Source organism: Bradyrhizobium sp. 215_C5_N1_1, assembly GCF_052075935.1.
Classification (GTDB): Bacteria; Pseudomonadota; Alphaproteobacteria; order Rhizobiales; family Xanthobacteraceae; genus Bradyrhizobium; species Bradyrhizobium barranii.
This window is the reverse complement of record NZ_CP197228.1, coordinates 2,091,428-2,117,511: the sequence shown is the minus strand read 5'-3', so window position 1 is coordinate 2,117,511 and position 26,084 is coordinate 2,091,428. Positions and strand designations below refer to the sequence as shown.

The window sequence follows — 26,084 nt, the reverse complement described above, 5'->3', positions numbered from 1 at the left end:
TCAAGCTTGCGTCGCGCGGATGATGTCGATGACCGGCTTGGACTCCGGCCGCGCCTTGATGAAGTTCTCGTGCTGCGGCGCGACGCGCTTCTTGAAGGCTTCGCGGTCGCATTCGGCCACCGTCACGCCCTTCTCGGTCAAAGCCGTCAGCGCCTCCTTCTCGACCGCAAGCCCATGGGCACGCGTGTCGGCCGCGGCCTTCTTGGCGGCATCGAGGAAACCCTCGCGCAGCTTCGGATCCATGCGGTTGTAGGTCACGTCGCTGAAGTAGATCGCGAGCGGCGAGAAATTGTGCTGCGTCAGCGAGTAGAATTTTGCCGTTTCGAAGAACTTGCTGGCCAGGATCGTCGGCGGATCGTGCTCCAGCCCGTCGAGCACGCCGGCCTGGAGCGCCGTGTAGATCTCGCCGAAGGCCAGGGGCGTCGCGGCGGCGCCCATCAGGCGCAGGCATTCCGTGATCACCGGATTCGGCAGCGTCCTGATCTTGAGGCCGGCGAGATCCTCCGGCGTCTTCACCGGCTTCCTCGCGAGCACGCTGCGTGAGCCGAAATTATAGGCCCAGGCGATGATGCGGATGTTGCCACTCTTGAGCAGCGCGTCCTCGATCGGCTTGGCGGCGCCGGAATCGAACGCCTTGGTCTGCTGCGGGAAGCTCGAGAACAGAAAGCCGAGATCGAAGGTGCCGACCAGCGGCACCAGGTTGGCGGAGATCGACGAACCCGATACCATGAGGTCGATGACGCCGAGCTTCACCGAATTGATGACGTCGATCTCCTGCCCGAGCTGGTTGTCGGGAAAGAAGGCGACCTCGACCTGCTCGCCGAGCCCGTTGCCCTTCAGGTTCTTGACGAGGTTGTCGTAGTAGACGCGGCCGTTGGCGTATTTCGGATCGTTCGGCAGCGAGGAGGAGCATTTCAGCTTCAGCGTCGCCGCTTCGGCGCGACCGATGATGGCGGGAGAGAGAACGAGGCCGGCGGTAACCGCCGTCGACGACTTGATGAACGTGCGACGGCTCACGGGCACGATGGTCATGGCGCGGTCTCTCCCCGAATATTCTTGTTTACGGCCGAGATCGCTGCCGCGGCCTGTTGCGCGGACTGTATGGCCAAAGCGACGGGGCAGGCAAGGGTTGCAGCCGGCCGTCGCAAAGCGGCGTGTCGCGAGCATCGACGGCATCGGCGCCGTCAAAACAACCATGTTTGTCCGGGATTCTCGATCGGATCGGCCTGGTGGCCGATGTGCGACAGGACGCTTCGCGCAACAGCGGGGATCAATCCAATTGGTGCATGGATCAATGCGCAATTCACATGGATGCCGCCGGAGCGATACCCGGCGGCTCCGGCAGACGCCCTGCCCCATTTTGCCGCAGCTTGCTGCGTGATCCAGTGCACAGACAGACGCGTGGCCGCGACCTAGAAAAGGTGACATCATCGCGCGCATTGCCGATGGAGGTGACACTATGCGCCGTCCAGTCCTTCGCAATTTGTTTCTTGCCTCCAGCCTTGTCGCGCTCGCGCAATTGATGACACCGACGGACGCCGACGCCGAGGCGCGGCTCGCACTCGTGATCGGTCAATCGGCCTATCGCACCGTGCCGGAGCTGCCCAACGCAGCCAACGACGCCAGGGGCATGACGGAGCTGCTCGGCAATGCCGGCTTCACCGTCACCACGGCGGCCAATTTGGCGCAGAACGAGATGCGCGCTGCGATCTCCGATTTCGCCGGCAAGGTCAGCGCCAGCGGCGCCGACACCGTCGCACTGGTGTTCTATGCCGGCCACGGCCTCCAGATCGACGGCGAGAACTATCTGGTGCCGGTCGATCTCGATCCCAAGCGCGAGGCCGATATTCCGCTCCAGGGCGTACGGCTGAACGATCTGCTCAACACGCTCGGCGCGCTGCCGACGCGGGCACGCATCTTCATGCTCGACGCCTGCCGCAACAATCCGTTCCCGGCGCTCAGCGGCGCCGGCCACGGGCTCGCGATCGTCGACACCAAGGCCGGTGCACCCGGCTCCTTCATCTCCTATTCGACCTCGCCCGGCGCGGAAGCAGAGGACGGCTCCGGCGTCGACAGCCCCTACACCACGGCCGCGCTGACCGTCGCCAAGCAGCCCAACCTGCCGATCGAGGAAGTGTTCAAGCGCATCCGCATCGCCGTGGCGCAATCGACCGACGGGCGGCAGATCCCCTGGGAAAGCTCGTCGCTGACGACCGACTTCAAGTTCTTCGGCGGCGAGAGCAGCGGCGGACAGCCTGCTCTCCCGGGCGCATCCGCCATGGCACTCGCCAGCGGCACGCGCAGCGTCGCGGACTGGCGCAAGGATTTGCAGGGCAAGGAGCCGAAGGCTGCCTATGAGCTGGTGATCGCCGACGACACCGTCGAGGCGTATCAGGCCTATGTCGAGCTCTACGCACAGGCCTCCTACACGCCGCGCCTGCGCACGATCCTGGAGCGCCGGCGCCAGATGCTGGCCTGGGAGCGCGCCACCGCCATCAACACGCGCGCTTCGTTCGAGGCCTATCTGGCGAATTGGGACAACAGCGACCTCGCCGCAACCGCGCGCCGGCTGCTGCTCCGCGTGCAGAACCGCAACTATGCCTTGCCGGTCGCGGCCGCAGCGGCCCCTGCTCCGGTCGCGGTCGCAATGGCCCCAACCTGCCCGTGCTCGGCGCCGTCGACACCGGCAACGCCGGTCAATCCGGCGGTGGCGCCCGTCATCAAGAAGCGCGTCGACGACACGCCGCCGAAGCGAAAGGTGGTCGAGACGCCGCCGAAGCCGCGCCGGCCGCCGCCCGACGAAGTGATCTACGAGCGCGCGCCGCCACCTGGCCCGCCACCTGAAGCCGTGGGCGTCGGAATTGGCGTCGGGATTGGTCTCGGCATGGGTATGGGCGGCCGTGGCGGAGGCGGCTACGGACGCGGCGACTACAACCGCGGCAGGTATTGAGCCCCAGTTCACCAAGCGAATGGATGTCCGCAGGCCCTGCCTGCGGACATTTCTGTTGATGGTGAGCGGCCAGCAACTCTCGTGCCCCGGACGGAGCGCAGCGCTCCCGGCGATGCGACGCATCGTCCGGTGCGGTGCGCTGCAGAGCCGGGGCCCATGTACCAGCGAACTGTGCGGCGCGATGGGTCCCGGCTCTGCGCAGCAACGCTGGGCGTTGCAGCGCGTCCGGGACACGAGAGTTGCGGATATTTCGCCTTCTGTGGCCTTCCGGAAGTACTGTAGGCTGATCTGCTGACGCCAGCCTTTCCGGGGATTCCATATCGATGCCGCACGACGCGCCCGCCAAGAGCTCATGGCCGCTGTTCCGGTCACTCGCGTCCTATGCCCTGCCCGGCGACCTCATGGCGGGCCTGACGCTGGCGGCGATTGCGATCCCCGAGCAGATGGCCACGGCGCGGCTCGGCGGTTTTGCGCCGCAGATCGGCTTCTTCGCGTTCATGGCGGGCTCGCTCGGTTTCGCGCTGCTCGGCGGCAACCGCTTCCTGTCCTGCGGCGCGGATTCCACGATCACGCCGATCTTCGCCGGCGGACTTGCCGCGCTCGCTGCCACCGGCTCGCCTGAGTATCAGGGGCTTGCGATCGCGCTGGCGCTGATGGTCGGCGCGATGATGCTGGCCAGCGGCGCTTTCCGCCTCGGCGGCATCGCCAATCTTCTGTCCGTGCCGGTGATGGTCGGCTTCCTCGCCGGCATCTCCGTCCACATCATCGTCTCGCAACTGCCGGGCGTGCTCGGGCTTCCATCACCAAGCGGGCCGACACTCGAACGCATCGGCGTGCTCGCGACCGAACTCGGCCGCACGAACCCCTTCACGCTCTGCATCGGGCTTGGTGTGCTCGCCGTGGTCTTCATCGCCGAGAGGGTCAGCGCGAAAATTCCGGGCGCGCTGATCGGGCTCGTCGCCGCGACGCTGGCCACAATCGCGCTCGGCCTCGAAAGCAAGGGCGTCAGCGTCGTCGGCGCGGTGCCGGGCACGCTGCCGCGGCCGACCTTGCCTGACCTGGCACCGGAGCTATGGGTGCGCCTGGTGCCGCTCGCCTTCGTCATCACGGTCGTGGTGATGGTGCAGACCGCGGCGACGACGCGGTCGTTCCCGTCCGATCCCGACAAGCCTGCCGATGTCGACCGCGACTTCCTCGGGGCGGGCGCCGGCAGCGTGCTATCCGGCCTGTTCGGCGCGTTTCCGGTCAATGCCAGCCCGCCGCGAACCGGGATCGTTGTCGAGACCGGCGGACAATCGCAGCTCGCGGGCCTTGCGGCCGGGGCAATCGTGCTGGCGCTGCTCGCGTTCGGGACGGGGCTGCTGCAGCACGTTCCGGACGCCGCGCTCGGCGGCATCCTGCTGTTCGTGGCGCTGCGGATCATCCGGGTGAAGCAGATCGCCATGATCTACCGGCAATCGTTCAGCGAGTTCCTGCTGATCGTCGCCACTGCCGCGCTGATCATCGTGCTGCCGATCCAGCAGGGCGCCTTCCTCGGCATCGTGCTGTCGCTGCTGCACGGCATCTGGAGCACGACGCGCGCGCGGCTCGTCGAGTTCGAGCGCGTGCCGGGCACCACGATCTGGTGGCCGGCGCATCCGCACATCACCGGCGAGCGCGTCGCCGGCGTCGCCGTGATTGGGCTCCAGGCGCCGCTGTCCTTCCTCAACGCGCCGGGTTTTCGCAGCGACGTGGCCAAGGTGCTCGGCACCTCGACGCCGCAACTGCTGGTGCTGGAGGCGAGCGGCATGGTCGAGATCGACTTCACCGCCGCGCAGATCCTGCTCGACGTCTTCAAGGCGTGCAGCGAACAGGGCGTCACCGTCGCGCTGGCGCGGCTGGAATCGGTGCGCGCGCAGAACGCGTTCGAACGTTTCAGACTGTTCGACGCCCTGCCCCGCGAACACGTCTTCCACAGCGTCGATGAGGCCGTGCGCAAGCTGGCAAAATAACCACCGCCTTCACTCGGTCCGCCGCCCCAAAGGGAGCGATACTTTTGGTCGCCGGCCAGTTCGCGGAGTGAGCCCATGGCCGCCGCGTCAAAGCTAGCACTTGATTTCCTGCCGCGACGGGCGACAATGATGTCGCGCCAGCTTCCGGTACCGAACTTCATATAAGACGGGGAAAACCCGCTTGGCCGCGGCTATACCGTCGCTGCGCGGGAGGGATCGTTATGACGGTAGGGTTCAAGCGCTGGCTGCAGCGCCGACATGATCCAGGCCGCCGATCGTATCGCCGTTACGATTGGGTGCGATGCAATCGCGCCGCTGCTCCGCGAAGAACGCCCCCTGGTTCGCGGCGAACTCGCCACCCCGGCGCTGCAAGTGGAAGGCCACCAAAGGATCATCGAGCCAATGCAATGCGCACGTTGTCGCGGGCGCATGCGTTGAGCCACGGAGGCGCGATAGACTGAAAGGCACTCCAGGCCGGCGTTAGACTGGCCAAAGGATATTAGCTCAGACACACCGAGGGAGGAATGCATGACGACGGTAACCCGACGTAACATCCTCAAGGGCGGCACGGCGCTTGTGGGCGGCATGGCCGGCATCCTGGCCACTGGCAGGGCTCCCGTTTTTGCACAGGGCACCACGGTACACTGGCTGCGTTGGAATGACTTCGTGCCAGCTTCCGATCAGCTATTGCGCAAGGAGCTGCTGCCTGCTGCCGAGAAGGCGCTGGGAATCAAGATCAATCTTGAGACTGTGAATGGCAATGACCTGCAGCCGCGCATCACCTCGGCGATCCAGTCGGGCTCAGGTCCCGACATCATCATGCTCTTCAATAACCACCCGCAGATCTATTCGGAGAGCGTCATCGACCTGTCCGACATCGCAGGTCGTGTGAGCGAGGCCGAAGATGGCTATTATGATCTGTGCAAGTCCAACTCCGCCGACGGCCAAAAATGGATCTCTTTGCCGTGGACCATCGTCGGCGCCATGATCGCCTACCGAAAATCCTGGTTCGATGAGATCGGCTCATCGACCTTCCCGGACACTTGGGAGAAGTATCGCGAGGTTGGCAAGAAGCTCAAGGCCCAGGGCCGGCCGATCGGTCAGACGCTCGGCCACACGTTCGGTGACGCGCCGACGTTCAGTTACCCGTACATGTGGTCGTGGGGCGGCACTGAGGTCGAGAAGGACGGCAAGACTGTCAACATCAACAAGAAAGAGGTCATCGAGTCCGTCAAGTTCATGACGGCTTTCTGGAAGGAAGCCCACGACGAGGGCGGGCTTGCCTGGGATGACACCAACAACAACCGTGCGTTCCTGTCGCAAACCATCTGCGCCACCCTCAACGGCGCTTCGATCTACATCGAATCGCTGCGCAACCCCGACAAATATATTACTGAAAAAGGCGCACAGCTGAAGACCGACATCCAGCACTCGCCGTTGCCCAAAGGCCCGGCCGGCCAATTCGCCATGCACACCTATTTCTCTCACGTCATTCCGAACTATTCGAAGAATCAGGACGGTGCGAAGGCGTTGTTGAAGTGGGTCCATACCAAGGCGAACTACGAGCCGTGGTTCGTCTCCCAGAAAGGTTTCGCGACACCGCCGACCCACGAATGGGAGAAACACAAGTTGTGGGAAGAGGACAAGGTCATGGCGCCCTTCAAGATCGCCGGCCTCCTGGGTCAGACGCCCGGGTACCCTCTGCCCTCATCAGGCAAGAAGGCTGCCGAAGTGCTCACCAAATACATCATCACAGATATGTACGCCAAAGCGATCCAGGGCGCTCCGGCGGAGGATTCCGTGAAATGGGCGGAAGTCGAACTCAAGAAGGTCTATTCTTGAAAGTACGTGCGCAGCACGTCGCACGGCTGCGAAGTGGCTGCCGCGCGCCCCGCGTCTCGGACTTGTACGGTGCGCCGTCTCTCTGTGAGGCGGCGCGATCAAAGTTTCGCATGACGCGTCTGTTGGCGTGCGCTTAGAGGTGAAGCGAGATGGCGATCGCCGAGACCCAAGTCTACATGCCGCAGGCGCCGCGGCCCAGAATCCGGCTGCTTGAGGACGAGCGTTGGCTCGCATTCGTGCTGCTGGTGCCGACCCTGGCGCTGCTCGGTACGTTCATCGCCTATCCGTTCTTGCGCGGCATCTTGTTGTCGGTGACCAACTCGCGCGTCGGCGTTCCAGGCGAGTTCGTCGGCCTCGCCAACTTCTACAAGATCTTCAATGACGGGATCTTTCGCACCTCCGTCTACAACACGTTTCTTTATACGGGCGTAACCACCGTCTTCAAGCTGGCGCTCGGGCTGTGGCTGGCCATGCTGCTCAACCGGAATTTCCGCGGCAAGGCTTTCACCCGTGCTTTCATCCTGCTGCCCTTCATCATCCCGACCGTGCTCTCGACTTTCGCCTGGAAGTGGATGTTCGACCCGACATTTAGCGTCCTCAATTGGCTCCTCTACCATCTCGGTTTGATCAGCGGTCGGATCAATTGGCTTGGCGATCCAGACCTCGCCATGATCTCGATCATCATCGTCAACATCTGGCGCGGAGTGCCATTCTTCGCCATCAGCCTGCTCGCCGGCCTGCAGACCATCAGTCCCGAACTTAGCGAGGCCGCCGCCATAGACGGTGCCAGGCCGTGGCAGCGGTTCTGGCACATCACCTGGCCCCTGCTGCTGCCCGTGACCATGGTCGTGGTGCTGTTCTCGGTGATTCAGACGTTCGCCGACTTCCAGATCGTCTATGTGATGACAGGCGGCGGACCAGCCAATGCAACGCACCTGTTCGCCACCTACGCCTATCAGATCGGCATCGGCACCGGCCTCCTAAGCGAGGGCGCTGCCATCTCGCTCGCCATGTTTCCGGTCCTGTTTCTGGTCGTTATCATCCAACTTCTCTACATCCGCCGCGTGGAGGTCCGCTGAGCCATGATCGAGGGCGCAAGGTGGCGAAAGTGGGCGTTCTTCTACGTCCCCATGGCGATGTTCCTGCTTTTCCTGCTGTTCCCGTTCTACTGGATGGTGATCACTTCGGTGCGGCCGGACGGCGAGCTTTACCGACCCTGGAATTCGATCAACTACAATCCGTTCTGGACCTGGAACCCGACCTGGGACCATGTCAGGTACCTGTTCGAGGAGACGCTGTTTGCATCGTGGCTGTGGAACACGACGTTCATCGCGCTCGCGTCAACCGCCATCTCGCTCGTGTGCGGCGTGTTCGCCGGCTATGCTCTCTCGCGGCTGAACTTTCCATTTGCAGGCAGCCTGGGCACCGGCATCTTCATCACCTATCTGGTGCCTCAAACGCTGCTCTTCATTCCGCTGGCAGAGATCATCCGCAACTATCGGCTGGGTGACACGCCCTGGTCATTGATCCTGACCTATCCGACCTTTCTCATTCCGTTCTGCACCTGGCTCATGATGGGCTACTTCAAGGCGGTGCCCAAGGAGCTCGAGGAATGCGCGCGCATTGACGGCGCCTCGCGCTGGCAGGCCATGCTCTACATCGTCATCCCGGTGGCGATCCCGGGCATCCTCTCGGCCGGCATCTTCGCTTTCACCCTGTCGTGGAACGAGTTCATCTACGCACTTGTCTTCCTGTCCTCGCCTGGACAGAAGACCGTGCCGGTCGGCGTCACATCGGAACTGATCCGCGGCGATGTATTCTTCTGGGGACCGCTGATGGCTGGCGCCCTGCTCGGATCGATCCCGGTTGCTATCGCCTATTCGTTTTTCGTCGAGCACTACGTCGCAGGACTGACTGGATCGGTGAAGGGCTGACAGCACCCCGGATCATCAGGAAAGTGGGCATGCGGAAGGCGGGTGGAGCGAATGGGCCAGGTCGTCCTCAAGGGGATCAACAAGTTCTACGACAGCGTGCACGCTGTCAAAGACGTCAATCTGCAGATCCGCGACAAGGAGTTCGTGGTGTTCGTCGGACCGTCCGGCTGCGGCAAGACCACGACGCTGAGAATGATCGCCGGGCTTGAAGCGATCAGTTCCGGCGACATTTCCATCGACGGAAACGTGGTCAATGAATTGGCGCCGATGGACCGCGACATCGCCATGGTGTTCCAGAACTACGCCCTGTACCCGCACATGAGCGTGCACGACAACATGGCGTTTGGCCTGAAGATGCGCAAATTCGAAAAGCCCGAGATTGACAAGCGCGTGCGGGAGGCGGCCGACATCCTCGGCATCGGTGAATTGCTAACGCGCAAGCCGCGCCAGCTGTCCGGCGGCCAGCGCCAGCGCGTGGCGTTGGGTCGTGCCATTGTGCGTCACCCCCGCGTGTTCCTGTTCGACGAGCCGCTGTCGAACCTCGATGCCAAGCTGCGGGTACAGATGCGCGTTGAGCTCAAGAAACTGCATCTCCGTCTCGGCACCACCGCCATTTACGTTACCCACGATCAGGTCGAGGCCATGACGCTGGGTGACCGGGTCGTCGTCATGAAAGACGGCGTGGTCCAGCAAGTGGGGGAGCCGCTCGAACTGTACAATCAGCCCGCCAACAAGTTCGTCGCCGGCTTCATCGGCTCCCCGGCCATGAATTTCGCCGCCGTTACGGTGACCGAGGCGAACGGATCGCTGATTGCCGAGAACTCCGGCCTGCGCATCAAGCTGCCGGACGAGACCGCGCAGCGGCTGCGCGGCCATATCGGACGCGAGGTCATGCTCGGCGTGCGGCCGGAGGACCTTACCGTGGCGGGTAGCGCTGATCTCGGCCACTCATGCTTCGATGCTGTGATTGAGGTGGTCGAGCAACTCGGCTCGGAAATCCTGCTCGATATGAAGGTCGGCGAGAGTATCATGGTGGCGAGCGTCGAGCCGACCGCGAGGGTGAGGGTGGGCGACAGGCTGCGCGTTGCCATGCGGCCTTCCAGGCTTCATGTTTTCGACGCGCAGACCGAGGCGGCCATCTAACCCCGGCAGAGGATCAATTCCACCGGTGAGCGGGAATTCGCCTTCTTGTCACCAGCTTCGATGACGCCCGGAGAGCGCGATGGCACTTGGCTCGTTGCCGGGCACACCGGATTTACGAGTACACGCCTCTAGGCCAGGGTCGGATGATCCCGCTGCACCGTCTCCCGGATCCAGCTAGCATGGATCGCGCGAAACAGGATTTGCGCGGTCTTGAGGTCGTTCGCTGTCATGCAGAGATCGACGATGCGATGGACTGCGTCATCGCGCATCAGCCCGTCGGAGATCTTCATCGCGATTTCCATCGCGACCTGGGCCGCGCGTTCATAGCGCTCACCTTCGCGCGTGTCGTTGCGCGCCGAACCGGCCGCGCTCGCGGCCGCGGCGTCACAGATCGCGCGGATGCGCTCGGCGGCCTCGATGTCGCCGAGCGGTCCTTCGATCGTCTCGTCCCAGATGTCCGCCGGCTTCTGCTTTGCGAACCACTTCATCGCCCCGTCACCAATGGTCTTCCAGCCGCCGTAGTTCCGCGCTCCCGCCTCGCCCAGCATAGAGAGGCCGATCGAGATCGGCGAGGCGATTTTTCCGCCACGTATTATCGATATGCAGTCAGGGCGTCCGACGTGGTCCGATGGCCTCGAACTGCGCCTTCTGCTCGTCGTTCAGCGTGGCGTAGAAATCCTCCAGCGCCGCGCGAACCGACTTGACGCCGTCGAGCATCGTGTCGAGCCGCTTGCGAACCGCCGCCATTCGCGCCGGCGGCGTCATCACGTCGCTGGGCTCGCAGGCCGCCTTGAGCGATGCGCTGACTTTGGCGCTGGTATCCTGGAGCACCTGTAGCGCAGCGCGCTGGGTGTCGTTGGGATGAAGCCTCGCCTCGATGTCAGTGCTGGGCCAATCGAGCGCAGCAGGCGTCGCGCAATTCTGGACCAGCGATCCGCCGGTGTTGTTGGAAGCCGTCGCACGACGCTGATCCTCGGCCAGCGCATTGAAGCGCGCCTTCTGCTCGTCGGTGAGCGAGCCGTAGAATCGATCGAGGGCGGGCTGAACGAGATCGACGGCTTTCTCCATCGCCTCGATGCGCTGCTGCATCGCCGTCAGCCGACCTGGCGCTGTCGCCGCGACCTGCGACGGGCAGGACGCGCGGATCATCTCGGACGCCTGGATCGATGCGTTGCCGAGTTCGTCGAGGCTTGCGCCTTGCGCCTCGGTCGGCTGCACCGCGGCGGCGATCTGGTCGATCGGCAGACCGACGATTTCGCGGCGGTCGCTGCCGCAGAGCCGATCCAGCGGGACGCCGCGCGCCTGGCGCCGTCCCTGCGGCCGCTGCGGCAGATAGGCCGAGAGACCGTTATAGCCATAGGGCCCGAAGATGCCGGCATAGATGTCCGGATAGCCGTAGCCCCAGAAGCCGAGACCGTCGCCCCAGATCGTGTAGTCGTAGAGATCGTTGTAGGCGAACGGCCAGAACAGCGGTCCGACCCAGCCATAACCGCCGCCCGCATGTTGCCACCACCCGCTGCTGGCGCCGTGCCAGCCGGCGAGTGCGGCCGCCGCCGCGATCTGGGCTCGCGCGGCCGGATTGCTGATCAGACGGCCGTTGCGGAAGGCGCTGGAATGCACGTTGAGGGCGTTGCGAAAATTCGCAGGACGGACGGCCGCATTGCGGATCTGGCCGAAGTTCGGGCCGCGATGTCGCGCGCCCGTTGCGAAGCGGGGCCCGCCATGATGCCCGCCGCCATGCACGTGTCCGAAGCCATGACCGCCAAAATGGCCGCCACCATGATGACCACCACCATGACCGCCGCCGTGATGGCCGCCGCCATGCCCGCCTCCGTGCCCACCACCATGGCCGCCACCGTGCCCGCCCTTGCCCAGAGCCGTGCCCGCCAGCATGCAGGCAAGCGCCATCACGGCAATTCCAATGACAGGTCGCAACATCGCATCCTCCCGCAGAGCCGCGCCATCGAGGCATCGGAAATTGACGGGATTGGAACCGGCCTGACTGCCGAAAGTTCCGCGACCGCGACGCAGCCGCCCGCGCGCTATGCCTCCGGCACGATCTTGCCGGGATTGAAGATATTCAGCGGATCGAGCGCCTTTTTCAGCGCCCGCATCGCGTCGAGCGCTTCGGGGCCGAGTTCCGCCTTGAGATATTTCTGCTTGCCCTGGCCGATGCCGTGCTCACCGGTGCAGGTGCCGTCCATCGCCTGCGCGCGCTCGACCAGGCGATGCATGAACTCCTCGCCGCGCGCCATCTCGTCGGCATCGTTGGTGTCACAGACCAGCGAGCAGTGGAAATTGCCGTCGCCGACATGGCCGACGATCGGCGACAGCAGGTTGAGGCGCTTGAGGTCTTCCTCGGTCTCGCCGACGCAATCGGCAAGCCGCGAGATCGGCACGCAGACGTCGGTCGCAACCACGCCGATGCTGTCGCCGGGCCGCAGCGCCTTCACCGACCAATAGGCGTCGTGCCGCGCCTGCCACAGCTTGGTGCGATCCTCCGGCTTGGTGGTCCAGGAGAAATCGCCGCCTCCGCAATCCTTTGCGATCTCGCCGAAGGCCTTGGACTGCTCGCCGACCTCGACCTCGCTGCCGTGGAATTCCATCAGAAGCAGCGGCGTTTCCGGCAGCGTCAGCTTCGAATAGGCGTTGCAGGCCTTCACCTGCGCGGCGTTGAGCAGCTCGATGCGCGCCACGGGAATGCCGGTCTGGATCGCCAGGATCACCGCCTGACATGCCCCGTGCACGGTCTCGAACGACACCGCACCGGCCGCGATCGTGTCAGGGATTCCGCGCAGGCGAATGGTCAGCTCGGAGATGATGCCGAGCGTGCCTTCGGCGCCGACGAACAGATGCGTCAGGTCGTAGCCGGCGGATGATTTCTTGGCGCGCGTGCCTGTGGTGATGATCTCGCCGTCGCCGCGCACGACCTTCAAAGCGAGCACGCTGTCGCGCATGGTGCCGTAGCGCACCGCGTTGGTGCCGGAGGCGCGGGTCGAGGCCATGCCGCCGAGCGAAGCATCCGCGCCGGGGTCGATGGGGAAGAACAGGCCCTGGTCGCGCAGATGCTCGTTCAGCGCCTTGCGGGTGACGCCGGGCTGGATCACGCAGTCGAGATCCTCGGCATGCACCGCGAGCACCTTGTTCATGTCGCGCAGGTCGATCGAGATGCCGCCGGCGGGCGCGTTGACCTGGCCCTCGAGCGAGGTGCCGGTGCCGAAGGCGATGACGGGCACGCGGTTCCTGGCGCAGATCCGCACCACGTCCTGGATGTCGGCGGTCTCCTGCGCCATCACCACGCCGTCCGGCGGCTGGTTGACGATCCACGTGGTGGTATGGCCGTGCTGCTCGCGAACGGCCTGCGAGGTGATGAGGCGGTTGCCGAACCGTGCGGCAAGCTGCTCCAGCGCGCTTGCGAGGGCTTTCGGCTCGACCCGCGGCGGATTATTGGTGATGGTCGTACCCACGGACATTCCTCCCGACAGAAGAACCGTGGCAAAGGACATCTGACCGGTCAAGTCAAGCGACCGCGCGCATAGCAGGAAAGACACATGCCGGAGACCGCCGCTGCCGAGCCGTTCCGCTCGTCGATCATGCAGATCGAGCCGCAATGGATCGACTATAACGGCCATCTCAACATGGCCTATTACAACGTGATGTTCGACCGCGCGATCGACCAGATGTGGTTACAGCTCGGGATCGGGCCGGGCTACATGAAGGAGCGAGGCGGCTCGACCTTCACTGCCGAATGCCATGTGCGGTATCTGCGCGAAATCCACCTCGGCGATCCCGTGCAGGTGTCGGTCTGGCTGCTCGAAGCCGACGACAAGCGGCTGCATACGTTCCAGGAGTTGCGGCACGCGACCGAAGGCTGGCTGTCGGCGACCTCCGAAAACATGTCGCTCCACATCGACATGGGCTCGCGAAAGGTGGCGGCCTTTCCGCCCGATATCCGGCAGCGCATCGCAGCCGTCGTGGGCGCCCACGGCGCCGTGCCGCGGCCCGAGGGCATCGGCCGGAACGTGGCGATGCCCTCGAAGCGGTAGTGCATGATCCGGAAAAGTGTGAAGCGGTTTTCCGGTAAGATCATGCACCCATCAGACCGCGCTATATCCTGTTGCGGCCGCGGGCAAGGCCCACCACGGCCGAGACCAGGAACAGCACGACCGCGATGAAGAAGATGATCTTGGCGATCTCGATCGAGGCGCCGGCGATGCCGCCGAAGCCCAGGATGCCGGCGATCAGTGCGATAACCAGAAACGTCACAACCCAGCCTAGCATGGTCAAACCCTCGTCTTGATGTCTGTCTGCGTCGGCGCGGCTGGCCGCGCCACCTGTCCAGACAATCTCGACGCGGGAACGATGGTTCCGGCCCACGCAAGCTGGAAATTCGCCCTCGCCGATGGAACAAATCAGCCCGCCGCGCACGTGGAAAACCTCGCCCCGGCGCCCCATATAGGCAGCAATCCCTGTTAAGAAGGCTCCCTTCCACCACCCCGCGGTGCCATCGTGGGGCCAATGATTCGCATGACCGAGCCGAGCAAGATCACCAGCGTACCCGACCACCAGCCCGCAGCCGGCGGCATCGCCGCGCGTGCGCGCGCCTCCGTGGGCCCGAAATATCTGTCCGGGCTCAATCCCGAGCAGCGCGACGCCGTGGAGACGCTGGACGGCCCGGTTCTGGTGCTGGCCGGCGCCGGCACCGGCAAGACGCGCGTGCTGACCACGCGCATCGCCCACATCCTCAGCCAGGGCCGCGCCCGCCCCGCCGAGATCCTGTCGGTGACCTTCACCAACAAGGCCGCGCGCGAGATGAAGCATCGGCTCGGCCAGATGCTCGGCCATGCGGTCGAGGGCATGCCGTGGCTCGGCACCTTCCACTCCATCGGCGGCCGCATCCTGCGCACCCATGCCGAGCTGGCGCAGCTCAAGTCGAACTTCACCGTGCTCGACACCGATGACCAGGTGCGGCTGCTCAAGCAGCTGCTCCAGGCCGACAATATCGACGACAAGCGCTGGCCGGCACGCATGCTGGCCGGCCTGATCGACGGCTGGAAGAACCGCGGCCTGACGCCGTCGCAGGTGCCGTCAGGCGAAGCCGCCGTGTTCGCCAACGGCAAGGGCGGCAAGCTCTATGCGAGCTACCAGGAGCGGCTGAAGATCCTGAACGCCGCCGATTTCGGCGATCTGCTGCTCGAGGACATCCGGATCTTCCGCGAGCATCCGGACATCCTGCGGCAATACCAGCAGCGCTTCAAATTCATCCTGGTCGACGAATATCAGGACACCAACGTCGCGCAATATCTGTGGCTGCGGCTGCTGTCGCAGGCGCCGACGTCTCCCTCCTTCACCTCTCCCCGCGTGCGGGGAGAGGTCGCATCGCAAAGCGATGCGGGTGAGGGGGACTCTCCGCAGACTGAACTCGTGGAGACAGCCCCTCACCCCGACGCTCTCAGCGCGAGCGAAGCTCGTCGCGACCCCGCAAGCGGGGCGAGGGAGCAGACGCCCCACGTCAAAAACATCTGCTGCGTCGGCGACGACGACCAGTCGATCTATGGCTGGCGCGGCGCCGAGGTCGACAACATCCTGCGCTTCGACCACGATTTCCCCGGCGCCAAGGTCATTCGCCTCGAGCGCAATTACCGCTCGACCGGCCACATCCTCGCCGCCGCCTCGCATCTGATCGCGCACAACGAAGGCCGGCTCGGCAAGACGTTGCGCACCGAGGACCATGACGGCGAGAAGGTCACCGTCACCGGCTCGTGGGATTCGGAAGAGGAAGCCCGCGGCATCGGCGAGGAGATCGAGCAGATCCAGCGCCAGGGCGACAAGCTCAACGAGATCGCGATCCTGGTGCGTGCCTCCTACCAGATGCGCGAGTTCGAAGATCGTTTCGTCACGCTTGGCCTGCCCTACCGCGTGATCGGCGGCCCGCGCTTCTACGAGCGCGCCGAAATCCGCGACGCGCTGGCTTATCTGCGGGTCATCAACTCACCGGCCGACGACCTCGCCTTCGAGCGCATCGTCAATGTGCCCAAGCGCGGCCTCGGCGACGCCACCGTGCAGATGCTCCACGACCACGCCCGCAAGCGCCGCATCCCGCTGTTCGAGGCGGCGCGCGCGGTGGTCGAGACCGACGAGCTGAAGCCGAAGGCGCGCGGAAGCTTGCGCGACGTCGTCGCCCAGTTCGACCGCTGGCGCGCCCAGCGCGAGGTCACCGCGCACACCGATCTCGCCCAGATCGTGCTCGACGAGAGCGGCTACACCGAGATGTGGCAGAAGGACCGTTCGGCAGACGCCGCGGGCCGGCTGGAGAACCTGAAAGAGCTGGTGCGCTCGATGGAGGAGTTCGAGAACCTGCAAGGGTTCCTCGAGCACATCTCGCTGGTGATGGACCGCGACAGCGGCGCCGACGAGGACGCGGTGTCGCTGATGACGCTGCATTCGGCCAAGGGCCTCGAATTCGACAACGTGTTCCTGCCCGGCTGGGAGGAAGGCCTGTTCCCGAGCCAGCGCACGCTGGACGAGCAGGGCCGCGCCGGCCTCGAGGAAGAGCGCCGGCTCGGCCATGTCGGCCTGACCCGCGCGAGGCGCCGCGCAAAGATCTACTTTGCGACCAACCGACGGATCCATGGCACCTGGTCGACCACGATCCCGTCGCGCTTCCTCGACGAATTGCCGTCCGCCAATGTCGAGATCACGGAATCCAAGGGCGGCTCGGCCTGGGGCGGCACCGGCGGCTACGGCGCCTCGCGTTTCGACGACATGGAGGCGTTCGGTTCCACCTATTCGACCCCGGGCTGGCAGCGCGCCCAGGCCAACCGCAACCGGGGCGGCGGCCGCAGTGGCGGCGGCCAAGGCGGCTTCGAGGAACAGGCCTCGTCGTTCTCCTCCTCATCCGGCCCGGATTTCGGCAGCTTCTCCTCACGCCGCCGCGGGCCGATGACGATCGAGGGCGAGCTGGTCGCCAAATCCACCGGCACCACCTCGGAATTTTCCCTCTCCGACCGCGTCTTCCACCAGAAATTCGGCTACGGCCGCGTCACCAAGATCGACGGCAACAAGCTCACCATCGCCTTCGACAAGGCCGGCGAGAAGAAGGTCGTGGACAGTTTTGTGCAGCGGGCGTGAGGCCTGATATGCCTCAGTACGTCGCCATCATCGAGGACGCAGGCCCGGACGACGCCGTCGGCTTGTGGTTTCCCGACCTGCCGGGCTGCATTTCCGGCGGCGACGACGTCGACGAGGCCCTGGAGAGTGCGCCCGAGGCGCTCGCATTTTATGCGCAGGAGCTGAGCGCGGACGGCCGCCAGCTTCCCCCGCCGCGGACATTGGACGAGCTCAAGGCCGACCCTGCTGTGGCCGACGACCTCAGGAAACACACGGTCGCCCTGATCGAATGGCCGCCCCTCCCTGAGGCCGAGTGAGGACTGTTCGCCGCACTGGCCGGACGTTCGACAGTTCTCACCCGAACGCCCCTTGACCACCGCGAACTTCCCCGTATCAGATGCGCCCATGGTCCGGGGCTCCATCACACTGATCTTGCTGGCATTGGTTATGCCGTCGCTTGCGGCGGCGGAGACCATGAGCTTTGGCGATTCGATCGGGCTCCTGGCCAAGAGCTGCGGCGCGGAAATCGTCGCCAATTGCCGCGGCGTCAACCCGGACTCGACCCGGCTGAAAGAGTGCCTGTCCCGCAACCGCGACGTGCTCTCCCAGCAATGCCAGAGCGACTATCTCGGCGCCTTCGATGCCATCCAGAAGCGCGTCGCCGCGCGCGTCACGGTGGCGAACGCCTGCCAGCGCGAGATCGTCAAGGTCTGCGGCGGCTCGACCAAGGAGACCAGCAAGTCGATCCCCTGCCTGGTCACGACGCCCAAGGGCATCAGCAACAACTGCCTGAAGGCCGTCGACGACGCGGGGTATCGGTGATGCGCGCGAACGGAATCGCCATCACGCTGGTCGTGGTCCAGGTCCTGGCCCTGCTCGCGGGCGCAGCAAGCGCGCAGACGGCGGCGCCGACGCGTGACGACATCGTCGGCAAGCTGAACCATTTCGAACAGGCCGCCGAGGTCGACCTTCCCGCGCTGAAGCAGCAGGTGATGGAGCGCGCCAAGGCCAGGATCAAGAACGATCCGGGTCCGGTGAACCGGCCGCTGATCGCGCCTGATCTCGCCAACCTGCCCGCCTTCAACGCGCAGATCCAGTTCGACGCCGACACGCCGATCATCCAGCCGACCTCCTACCAGACCGTCGGCCGCATCGCGGACGCGCTGGTTAACTCCTCGCTGCTGCCGTACACGTTCCTGATCGTCGGCCATGTCGAATCCAATGCGAAGACGCGCGAGGCCAATGCGATCCTGAGCCAGCGACGCGCCGATGCGATCCGTGACGTCCTGGTGAACACCTTCAAGATCTCGACCAAGCGGCTGCATCCGATCGGCCTCGGCGAGGAGCAGTTTCTCGACCGGGCCAAGCCGACCTCGGCCGCCAACGGTCAGTTGCAAATCCTGACCTATGCCAAGGTGCCGGAGGAGGCGCCTGCGCATCCAGCTGCGGCGCCTGGGCCTGCGGCGAAAAAGCCCGCCAAGAAGCGCTGAACGAGATCACCTCCCCTGACGGAACTCTTTGAAGTTCCGACCGTTTTGCGGCCTGTCGAAAGCGCAACAGCCATGCTTTGCGCGACACGCGAGCCGGTTTGTGCACTGCCCTATCAGGTGCTATAGCCTGTTCTCGCCCTTCCCAGACCCCATGCTGCACGAGACCGAGATGGCTGGTTATTTTCAACGCCAACTGGCCGATTACGTCGAATATCATCGCGATCCCTGGAACTGCGCGATGCACGTGGTCGGAATCCTCCTGCTCTTCACCGGCGCCGTGCTGCCGCTCACTCTCGTGCGTTTTCCCATCTTCGGGATCGAGGTGAGCTTGGCCGTGGTTGCGGCCCTGCCGGTGCTGGTTTACTGGCTGATGCTGGACGCCGGGATTGGGCTCGGCATCCTCGCCGCGATGATCGTGCTGCTTTCGGTCGCAACCGCAATCGGCAATCAGGCCTCGATCGTCATGATGTGGTCGATTTTTGCGCTGCTGATCGGATCTGGCGTCGCAGCGCAGATCGTGGGCCACAGGGTTTTCGAGGAACGGCAGCCGTCGATGGTCGACCACCCCGCGCATTTCCTGCTTGGACCGATGTTTGTCATGGCGAAATTATTCATTGCACTGGGCTTCCGTCGCGACCTTGCCGCGATTTTGGCGCCTGTTCCGACCAATTCCCTTTCAACCCGATAGCTCTAGAAGCGAAACAGTAAACCTTCTGCATGGCTCTCGTACTGGTTACCGGTGGCAGCGGCTTCATCGGACATCATCTCGTAGAAGCGCTCCGCGCCCGTGGGCAGCGGGTACGCGTTCTCGATGTCCGTGCGCCGGCCGCGGCGAACGCGGACGTTGAACACATCCACGGCTCGGTGCTGGACGGTACCGCGGTGGACGCGGCGATCGCCGGTGTCGATCAGGTCTATCACCTCGCCGGCCTGCCCGGCATGTGGGTCGCCAACAAGCAGGACTTCCACGACGTCAATTGCCGCGGCACCGAAATCGTGCTTGCCGCGGCGATGAAGCGCGGCGTGTCGCGCTTCCTGCACTGTTCGACGGAATCGATCCTGTTCCCCTATTCCGACCTCAACGGCGTTGCCGCCGAAGAGGCGCTGCAGCCGGCCGATGCGATGCCCGGCGCCTATACGCGGTCGAAGTCGCTCGCCGAGCACCACGCCGCGAAGGCGGCGGCCGCGGGCTTTCCGCTCGTGATCGGCACGCCGACCATGCCGATCGGCGCCGCCGACCACAACCTGACGCCGCCGACCGCAATGCTGTGGTACTTCCTCCAGAAGAAGGTGCAGCCGCATCTCAACTTCCTGGTCAATCTCGTCGATGTCCGCGACGTCGCGATGGGCCTTGTGCTGACCATGGAGCGCGGCCGCATCGGCCAGCGCTACATCCTCGGCGGCGACTGCGTCCCGCTCGGCAACATCCTGCGGATGATGTCGGCGATGAGCGGCCGCCGGCAGTTCCCGGTCGTCGTGCCCGGCAAGATCGCCGAGCTCTCCGCGATCATGCTCGAATCCATCTCCGATCGCATCACGCGCCGGCCGCCCAACGGCACCGCCGAGGGCGTGCGCATCGCGCTTGCCGCGAGCGACCTCTCGATCGGCAAGGCGCGCACCGAGCTCGGCTACGCGCCGCGCCCGATCGAACCGGTCTTGCGCGAAACCATCACCCATCTGCTCGCCCGCAACGGCCAGCGGCCCTCCGGCGCCATCGAGCATCACGCGCTTTCCTCGCGCGCGAGCTAAGGCCTCCGCCCAAACGCAAAGAACCTTCATGTCCTTCGATTTCAGCAAGCTTCTCTCCGTGGCCTGGGGTGGCTGGACCACGACCTGGCCGACCGAACTCCTGGCCTTGATCTGGCTCGCCTTTCTCGCCAGCTGGGTCGGCGCCTCGTTCTGGCAGGGCCGCACCCAGAAGCAGGTCATGACGCTGGAGTCGCAGCGCTATCGCCTGCCGATCCTGGTCGGCGGAATCCTGTACACGCCGTGGGTTGCACAGGTCCTGGGCTGGAAGCCGCTCTGGGTGCTCGGCAACACCGGCATCTACATCGCCGCGGTCCTCTCGGCCGCCGGCATCGCCTTCGCCTGGTGGGGCCGGCTGCATCTCGGAAAATTCTGGTCCAACACCATCACCCACAAGGAGGACCACCGCGTTATCGACACTGGCCCCTACGGCATCGTGCGTCACCCGATCTACACGGGACTGATTGCAGGCATGCTCGTCACCGGCATCGCGATCGGCCTCGTAACGACGATCCTCGGCGCCATCCTGATCTCGCTCGGCATGTGGCAGAAGGGCCGGATGGAAGAGGTGTTTCTGTCCAAGGAACTCGGCGAAGACGCCTACGGCGCTTATTGCCGCCGCGTGCCGATGATCATTCCGTTCCTATCGCCGCGGTGAGCGTCCTGAAGGCGCGGTCGCTGCGTTCCGCTTTCTCTGCACGAAGTTACTGCTAGTGTCGGACTTGCGCTCGATCCAAGCTTTACCATCAGTCGCTTGCTTGTCAGCCAAGCAAGCGACGATACGAAATATCTCGCAGGACGAGAGCGGGTCTGCGAGGGCATGCGCCTAGCCCTAGCCGGGGTGCCAGAGGAGTGATGTCCGTAAACTGACAACGCTACGGAGAAGCCGATTATGCAGTTGTCAAAGGTCGCCGCGTTGGCGCTCATCGCTAGCTGTCCAAGCCTACTGTCTGTATCTCGGGCGGCGGCCGTTTCTGAATGCTCAATCTCAGGCACACTAGCGGATTGGGGCGAGAACTCGACGGCCGACATTGACCTCACGTCCGGAGGAAGTTGCCAATTCCAATCAAGATACGCGGCACGGTGAGTGGCTCGGACATCTCTCAAAAGCCGTCACACGGCAAGCTGAAAAGGCTCAACCTGTCTACGTTCGAATACAAGGCGAAGGCCAAATATAAGGGTAGCGATACCTTTGCCATCAAAGCGACGGGTCAGGGACCGACAGCTTCTGGCACGTCGGTAATCACTGTGCACGCGACGATCAAATAGCGTTCCTCGCTCGATTGCATGGTGAACGCGGAAGCAACAGCCGCCCGATGTCTCGCGCCAATGGCACCACAATGAAAAGGGACCATCGGAGTAACCGATGGTCCCAAAAGCCTCAAAGGCTCTTCGCTGGCAAAGGCCTTGCCGTGTCTTGCCAAGTTGGGCTGCGAGCAGACTTGGCGGGCTGCTTGCAGGGTTGATGCTCGCTCTACGCTGGCCTTCTGGACCCTGGCCTCCTTGACGCTGGCCTTATGGACGCTGGTCCCGTCGGACACTGGTTGCCATCGGCTCTGGTCACGTCGGCGCTCGTCGCTCTCGGCGCTGGATGGTGCGAGAAACCGACTCGATCAACCAATGCCAATTGAACTGCCGACCCGACGAATAGTCTAGGTGTTGTTGTCTGTTCCTCTCGAAGAAATTTGGGTTAGCGAGGCTGCCAATTCCCGCATCGTTGGATGTCATTTCTAACGACGACCGGCAGCCCGCCGACCGAATTGCGAATGGCGCACGTCCTCGCGCTGGACCCGTCAGCGCGAGTTTTGCTTTTTCGGGGATCGCACCCTTCTGGCGGGTTTTGTCAATGCGATGTCAGCCACAGCAGGGTTTGCGACTGACGCTTCGAGAATTTCGTATTGAGCATGCTTCCAATGGACTTCCGCCTTTCCGTCGGGTTGCCCATCGGCGACCCAGAGGTGGTAGGCGCGCTCGCGAATTGCCTCTTCCAGATTTGGCATGGGATTTTCCTTGCGAATGATCCGCCCGGCCCCAGCCAAAAGACTTGCTCTCGTAGGGTTAATGAAATCTTAACGGGGCAGCGGAAGCCAAGCGTCGCGCGGGTGCCGCTAAAGGGCGGTCGGCGCTCATTGCGAGAGATCTCGGCAGCGCTCGCGGACGCAGGTCGCAACGAACGGTAATCCGCATGCGGCGACCGGCATCAAACTCATGCTTACCGAGGGTCGACGAGGCCGTGCACGGGCCGCCTCTTTGGGGGCTCGTGGCCCGATTGACACCAGCGCAGCGAAACTAGTCAGTCGATTGGCGCGAGCCGTTCGTTCCACCGCGCCGCAAGGTTTTTGATCTGCTCGAAATGCAGGATCGCCGGCTCACCCTCGCGGACGATTGTCGTCCGCTTGCGTTCCTTGGGTGGCAACGTCATCGCGCGCGATACTGCCGCGCGCAGTTTCATCGAGCCGTGATCTGTCAGGGTGACGAGTTCTTCCGGGTCAAGGGCCATGGGTCCACGCCTACGCTACCGGCTGGCCCGCAAGCCAGCACACGCGCCCCGAATGCCCAATTCTCCAGATAGCTCAACATGGTTAATAGTTCGTTATCGTTTGGCTCTGTCATTTGGATTGGCGCGCGGGTCACGCGGCGTCTTGTCCCGCAAGTCAAATGAGCCTCTCAGGCCGCACCAGCCCCTGTTTGGGTCGAACCCAATCCCACCCGATTTCAAATGCTAAAGGAGGTGGCTACCGCCAGGCTCGCAGCAGGGGTAGTTCGCCCGTGCCGCGCCGGTCCGCGCGGTAGCCCCCAGTGAGCCATTGCAGTCGCAATTGATCAGGCTACCGCTGCCAACCTGCCATCGGCATGCGGATTTGCGCAAAGCAGACGCTTGCGAATGGCCTCTTCAACGAGCGCGAGCGCTTCCTTGGCTTGTCGCGCTTCGGCTTCCGCAACTTCGGCGCGAAGCTCTACGGCCGTCAACTTATCCTTCTGAGCTTCAATGCAGCACTGGGCCAGCTCCAGCGCTCGGCAAGCATCTTGCAGCTTACGTTCGGTGGTTACGGTGAGTTCACGCTGTGCCCGCTCGGCGGCCTCCGCTCGCCCTTCGGCCAGCCGCAATCTTTCTATGGCGCTCGTGCAAAGTGATTGGGCACGGGCTTCGGTCTCGCGGGCGTGCTTCTCCATATCGCGGAAGACATCGGCCGCTTGATATACCAGATCGAGAGCTGTTGCTCCCTTATCTGGTGCCAGCGGTGAGGGAAAGCTCAAGATGCCCTCATCCCCTCCAACTGGCGCTCTGGAACTACGCTGCGCCATGCAGTTCAAGCTCGTCGCGAACACACATACACGGGCAGTATCATGAATAGCTATGGTTAACGGATGGTTAAACAGTTGCATGCCTGGAGATGTCGTAACGGCGCGCGGCGGGCAATGGCACCGAAAATCAGTCAGTTCTTTGGGCGTGCCTAGCGTAGCAGCAGAGGCTCGCGCCGGCGGCTGGACCGGCACATCGGCCGCTGACTTTCCTCTCCATGCAAATTTGGTCGGCTGCCATTCCTCGGGAATAGGCGCTGATCGAGTTCCGTAACGGTTGACCTTTTTGCCGCTACCCAGTTGGATGCGCGCGCAAAAAGGCACGACGACATCCCATCGTGGATCTGGAGAGGTCGACGATAAGGTCTGAGCCCGCGCGGGGCTTTGGGCGATCCGTCGTTGGACTGTGCCGTACGTTCAACAGGGGATTTCCATGACCTTTTCCAGCATCTTCGCGCAGTTCGTCGCGCTGATCGGCGGTGCCGCGCTGCAATGGCGGCGGCTGTCGGGGACCGCGCCCGCGCCGGCCTGGGGCCAGGCGCCGGCGATCCCCGAAGCGAAGCCGCAGGGGGCGCTGCCGACCTTGAAGATGCCGACGGCCAGGGGCTGGAGCGAGGGCCACAAGCCGACGGTCGCCCCCGGGCTCAAGGTCAATGCGTTCGCGGCCGGGCTCGACCATCCGCGCTGGATCGAGGTGCTGCCGAATGGTGACGTGCTGATCGCGGAGGCGACGCAGATCGCGGGCGCGCCGAGGTCGGTGTTTCACTATGCGATGCAGGCGACGATGCGGCGCGCCGCAGCGCTCGGCGTCAGCGCCAACCGCATCACGCTGCTGCGCGACAAGGACGGCGACGGCGTCGCCGAAGTGCGCGGCGCCTTCATGGAGAACCTCAGCCAGCCCTTCGGCATGGCGCTGGTCGGCAACACATTCTATGTCGGCAACACCGACGGCGTGATGGCCTTCCCCTATGTCGCCAATGCCGACCGCATCACCGCACCGGGCAAGCGGCTCACGACGTTCAAGCCGAGCGGCCACTGGACGCGCAGCCTGCTTGCAAGTCCCGACGGCAAGAAGCTCTATGCCGGTGTCGGCTCGCTCAGTAACATCGCCGAGATGGGCATGGAGGTCGAGGAAGGCCGCGCCGCGGTCTATGAGCTCGATCTCGCCGCCGGCACGCATCGCATTTTTGGTGCGGGCCTGCGCAATCCTGTTGGTCTTGCCTGGGAGCCCAATACGAACGTGCTCTGGACCGTCGTCAACGAGCGCGACGGGCTCGGCGACGAGACGCCGCCGGATTATCTCACCTCGGTGCGCGACGGCGGCTTCTACGGCTGGCCCTATTGCTACTGGGGCAAGACGGTCGACGATCGCGTGCCGCAGGATCCCGCGATGGTCGCCAAGGCGCTTCAACCGGACTACGCACTCGGCGGCCACACCGCTTCGCTCGGCCTGTGCTGGATGCCCGCAGGGACCCTGCCCGGCTTCCCCGACGGCATGGTGATCGGCCAGCACGGCTCGTGGAATCGCAGCACTCTCTCGGGCTACAAACTGGTGTTCATCCCGTTCGAGAACGGCAAGCCCTCCGGCCCCGGTCGCGACATCCTGTCGGGCTTCCTGTCCCCGGACGAGAAGGAATCCTACGGCCGTCCGGTTGGCGTCGTGATCGGACCCGACAAGAAGTCGCTGCTGATGGCCGACGACGTCGGCAACGTGATCTGGCGCGTCACGGGCGCGTAGAGGTTACGTCCCGACACAGAGCGTGGCGCGCTGCTTGCGTAGCAGCGCGATCACGGAGAGCGCCGTGATCAGGCCCGTCTTGGGATTCTCCGACGGGATGTTCTCGATCGACATCGAGAAGCGCGCCGAATCCGCCTCGACCTCGATGCGGTGAACGTTGCGCGTCACGGTCGGATCGGCCCAGATCTGCACGGAGGTGCGGTCGGGTCCGACGCCCGCGAGCGACAGCGCGACCGCGACATTGAGATTGGCCGGAAAGCCCTTTGCGGCCTCGCGCGCGGTGCCCTCGAACAGTTTGAGCGGCTCGCGCAGATTGTCGATATCGATGTTGTTGTCGACGATGAAGGGCGCGCCCTTCAGACCGTCGATCGGCTTGCGCGTCACCATCTTCACCGAATGAATGGTGCCGATTGCGGCGGCGTTGACGGCGTCCAGCCCGATCAGCGCGCCGGTCGGCACGATGATGCGGCCGCCATTGGCGCGGGCAAGATCGACGAGATCGAAATTGTCGAGCAGCCCGCCGACGCTGACGACGACCGCGGCCCTGCCGCGCTTCACCGCGGGCTCGACGATCGCGCGCAACTGGCTGCTCGGCGCGCATTCGACCACGATATCCGCGGCGTCACCGAGCTGATCGATCGGCAGCACGGATGGCGCACGACGCAGGCCGCCCAGAAACGCCTGATGCTTGGCGGGATCACGCACGGCGACAGCGGACAGCGTCAGCCCCTCGATACCCTGATCGAGCGCCGACGCGATCTTGGTGCCGATCGAGCCCAGGCCTGCGATGGCAACCCGCAATTCGTTCGAAGCTTTCTGTCCAGTCATCGCATCCCG

The 26,084-nt window shown here is 64.3% G+C and carries 25 protein-coding genes; 15 read left to right on the top strand and 10 right to left on the bottom strand.

Features of this window, described 5'->3' with window-relative positions; translation table 11 throughout:
• Window positions 1–1,032, bottom strand: a complete 1,032-nt coding sequence (locus AB7G19_RS09945; RefSeq protein WP_028147675.1) for a TRAP transporter substrate-binding protein — start codon at window positions 1,030–1,032, stop codon at window positions 1–3.
• A gap of 427 nt (window positions 1,033–1,459) precedes the next feature.
• On the opposite strand from AB7G19_RS09945, the gene AB7G19_RS09940 reads away from it, so the two are divergent.
• Window positions 1,460–2,950, top strand: a complete 1,491-nt coding sequence (locus AB7G19_RS09940) for a caspase family protein (protein WP_085399491.1) — start codon at window positions 1,460–1,462, stop codon at window positions 2,948–2,950.
• Window positions 2,951–3,273: 323 nt separating this feature from the next.
• Window positions 3,274–4,941, top strand: coding sequence for a SulP family inorganic anion transporter (locus tag AB7G19_RS09935; RefSeq protein WP_085399492.1), 1,668 nt, complete (start codon window positions 3,274–3,276; stop codon window positions 4,939–4,941).
• 234 nt (window positions 4,942–5,175) lie between these two features.
• On the opposite strand, the gene AB7G19_RS09930 is transcribed toward AB7G19_RS09935, so the two are convergent.
• On the bottom strand, window positions 5,176–5,349 hold the full coding sequence (locus AB7G19_RS09930) for a hypothetical protein (protein ID WP_161495774.1): 174 nt from the start codon (window positions 5,347–5,349) through the stop codon (window positions 5,176–5,178).
• Between the two features lie 120 nt (window positions 5,350–5,469).
• Between AB7G19_RS09930 and AB7G19_RS09925 the strand changes: the two genes are divergently transcribed.
• The 4 genes from AB7G19_RS09925 to AB7G19_RS09910 all read left to right on the top strand — a co-directional run bounded on the left by AB7G19_RS09925 (window position 5,470) and on the right by AB7G19_RS09910 (window position 9,860).
• Entirely contained in the window at window positions 5,470–6,783 is a 1,314-nt protein-coding gene (locus tag AB7G19_RS09925; protein ID WP_063981582.1) for an ABC transporter substrate-binding protein, read from the top strand.
• Between the two features lie 149 nt (window positions 6,784–6,932).
• Window positions 6,933–7,862 (top strand): carbohydrate ABC transporter permease, encoded by a 930-nt coding sequence (locus AB7G19_RS09920; protein ID WP_063981581.1) that lies wholly within the window; start codon window positions 6,933–6,935, stop codon window positions 7,860–7,862.
• Window positions 7,863–7,865: 3 nt separating this feature from the next.
• Entirely contained in the window at window positions 7,866–8,717 is an 852-nt protein-coding gene (locus AB7G19_RS09915) for a carbohydrate ABC transporter permease (protein ID WP_085399493.1), read from the top strand.
• A gap of 51 nt (window positions 8,718–8,768) precedes the next feature.
• Window positions 8,769–9,860, top strand: a complete 1,092-nt coding sequence (locus AB7G19_RS09910; RefSeq protein ID WP_063981580.1) for an ABC transporter ATP-binding protein — start codon at window positions 8,769–8,771, stop codon at window positions 9,858–9,860.
• A gap of 128 nt (window positions 9,861–9,988) precedes the next feature.
• Here AB7G19_RS09910 and AB7G19_RS09905 read toward each other — a convergent pair whose 3' ends face one another.
• From AB7G19_RS09905 to AB7G19_RS09895, 3 genes are all read right to left on the bottom strand, one after another.
• Window positions 9,989–10,348, bottom strand: a complete 360-nt coding sequence (locus tag AB7G19_RS09905) for a hypothetical protein (RefSeq protein WP_085399523.1) — start codon at window positions 10,346–10,348, stop codon at window positions 9,989–9,991.
• Window positions 10,349–10,466: 118 nt separating this feature from the next.
• The gene (locus AB7G19_RS09900) at window positions 10,467–11,798 is read right to left on the bottom strand and encodes a Spy/CpxP family protein refolding chaperone (protein WP_085399494.1); all 1,332 of its coding nucleotides are present in this window, start codon (window positions 11,796–11,798) and stop codon (window positions 10,467–10,469) included.
• A 104-nt stretch (window positions 11,799–11,902) separates the two neighbouring features.
• Window positions 11,903–13,327 (bottom strand): FAD-binding oxidoreductase, encoded by a 1,425-nt coding sequence (locus AB7G19_RS09895; protein WP_085399524.1) that lies wholly within the window; start codon window positions 13,325–13,327, stop codon window positions 11,903–11,905.
• A gap of 84 nt (window positions 13,328–13,411) precedes the next feature.
• Here AB7G19_RS09895 and AB7G19_RS09890 point away from each other — a divergent pair, with 84 nt between their 5' ends.
• Window positions 13,412–13,906 carry a thioesterase family protein gene (locus AB7G19_RS09890; RefSeq protein WP_028147665.1) on the top strand — a complete coding sequence of 165 codons (495 nt, stop codon included), beginning with the start codon at window positions 13,412–13,414 and terminating at the stop codon, window positions 13,904–13,906.
• 61 nt (window positions 13,907–13,967) lie between these two features.
• Here the strand turns inward: AB7G19_RS09890 and AB7G19_RS09885 are convergent, their stop codons facing one another.
• Window positions 13,968–14,141 carry a DUF1328 domain-containing protein gene (locus AB7G19_RS09885; RefSeq protein WP_008556598.1) on the bottom strand — a complete coding sequence of 58 codons (174 nt, stop codon included), beginning with the start codon at window positions 14,139–14,141 and terminating at the stop codon, window positions 13,968–13,970.
• Between the two features lie 237 nt (window positions 14,142–14,378).
• On the opposite strand from AB7G19_RS09885, the gene AB7G19_RS09880 reads away from it, so the two are divergent.
• From AB7G19_RS09880 to AB7G19_RS09850, 7 genes are all read left to right on the top strand, one after another.
• Window positions 14,379–16,991, top strand: a complete 2,613-nt coding sequence (locus AB7G19_RS09880; protein ID WP_085399495.1) for an ATP-dependent helicase — start codon at window positions 14,379–14,381, stop codon at window positions 16,989–16,991.
• 8 nt (window positions 16,992–16,999) lie between these two features.
• Window positions 17,000–17,287, top strand: coding sequence for a type II toxin-antitoxin system HicB family antitoxin (locus AB7G19_RS09875; protein WP_085399496.1), 288 nt, complete (start codon window positions 17,000–17,002; stop codon window positions 17,285–17,287).
• Window positions 17,288–17,375: 88 nt separating this feature from the next.
• The gene (locus tag AB7G19_RS09870; protein WP_085399497.1) at window positions 17,376–17,792 is read left to right on the top strand and encodes a hypothetical protein; all 417 of its coding nucleotides are present in this window, start codon (window positions 17,376–17,378) and stop codon (window positions 17,790–17,792) included.
• Complete coding sequence (locus AB7G19_RS09865) at window positions 17,792–18,460, top strand: OmpA family protein (protein WP_085399498.1); 669 nt, start codon at window positions 17,792–17,794, stop codon at window positions 18,458–18,460. The genes AB7G19_RS09870 and AB7G19_RS09865 overlap by 1 nt, the downstream gene beginning before the upstream one ends.
• Window positions 18,461–18,611: 151 nt before the next feature.
• Window positions 18,612–19,148 carry an Mpo1 family 2-hydroxy fatty acid dioxygenase gene (locus AB7G19_RS09860; RefSeq protein WP_085399499.1) on the top strand — a complete coding sequence of 179 codons (537 nt, stop codon included), beginning with the start codon at window positions 18,612–18,614 and terminating at the stop codon, window positions 19,146–19,148.
• Window positions 19,149–19,177: 29 nt separating this feature from the next.
• The gene (locus AB7G19_RS09855; protein ID WP_085399500.1) at window positions 19,178–20,209 is read left to right on the top strand and encodes an NAD-dependent epimerase/dehydratase family protein; all 1,032 of its coding nucleotides are present in this window, start codon (window positions 19,178–19,180) and stop codon (window positions 20,207–20,209) included.
• A 28-nt stretch (window positions 20,210–20,237) separates the two neighbouring features.
• Complete coding sequence (locus tag AB7G19_RS09850; RefSeq protein ID WP_063981571.1) at window positions 20,238–20,864, top strand: methyltransferase family protein; 627 nt, start codon at window positions 20,238–20,240, stop codon at window positions 20,862–20,864.
• 1,135 nt (window positions 20,865–21,999) lie between these two features.
• On the opposite strand, the gene AB7G19_RS09845 is transcribed toward AB7G19_RS09850, so the two are convergent.
• The 3 genes from AB7G19_RS09845 to AB7G19_RS09835 form a co-directional block, all read right to left on the bottom strand.
• Window positions 22,000–22,206, bottom strand: a complete 207-nt coding sequence (locus AB7G19_RS09845) for a DUF2934 domain-containing protein (RefSeq protein WP_135214115.1) — start codon at window positions 22,204–22,206, stop codon at window positions 22,000–22,002.
• Between the two features lie 293 nt (window positions 22,207–22,499).
• Window positions 22,500–22,706 (bottom strand): hypothetical protein, encoded by a 207-nt coding sequence (locus tag AB7G19_RS09840; protein ID WP_028147657.1) that lies wholly within the window; start codon window positions 22,704–22,706, stop codon window positions 22,500–22,502.
• A 323-nt stretch (window positions 22,707–23,029) separates the two neighbouring features.
• Window positions 23,030–23,464 (bottom strand): hypothetical protein, encoded by a 435-nt coding sequence (locus AB7G19_RS09835; RefSeq protein ID WP_244623074.1) that lies wholly within the window; start codon window positions 23,462–23,464, stop codon window positions 23,030–23,032.
• A gap of 478 nt (window positions 23,465–23,942) precedes the next feature.
• On the opposite strand from AB7G19_RS09835, the gene AB7G19_RS09830 reads away from it, so the two are divergent.
• Window positions 23,943–25,247 (top strand): PQQ-dependent sugar dehydrogenase, encoded by a 1,305-nt coding sequence (locus tag AB7G19_RS09830; protein ID WP_085399503.1) that lies wholly within the window; start codon window positions 23,943–23,945, stop codon window positions 25,245–25,247.
• Window positions 25,248–25,250: 3 nt separating this feature from the next.
• Here the strand turns inward: AB7G19_RS09830 and AB7G19_RS09825 are convergent, their stop codons facing one another.
• Complete coding sequence (locus AB7G19_RS09825) at window positions 25,251–26,075, bottom strand: aspartate dehydrogenase (protein ID WP_085399504.1); 825 nt, start codon at window positions 26,073–26,075, stop codon at window positions 25,251–25,253.
• Window positions 26,076–26,084 lie beyond the last annotated feature (9 nt).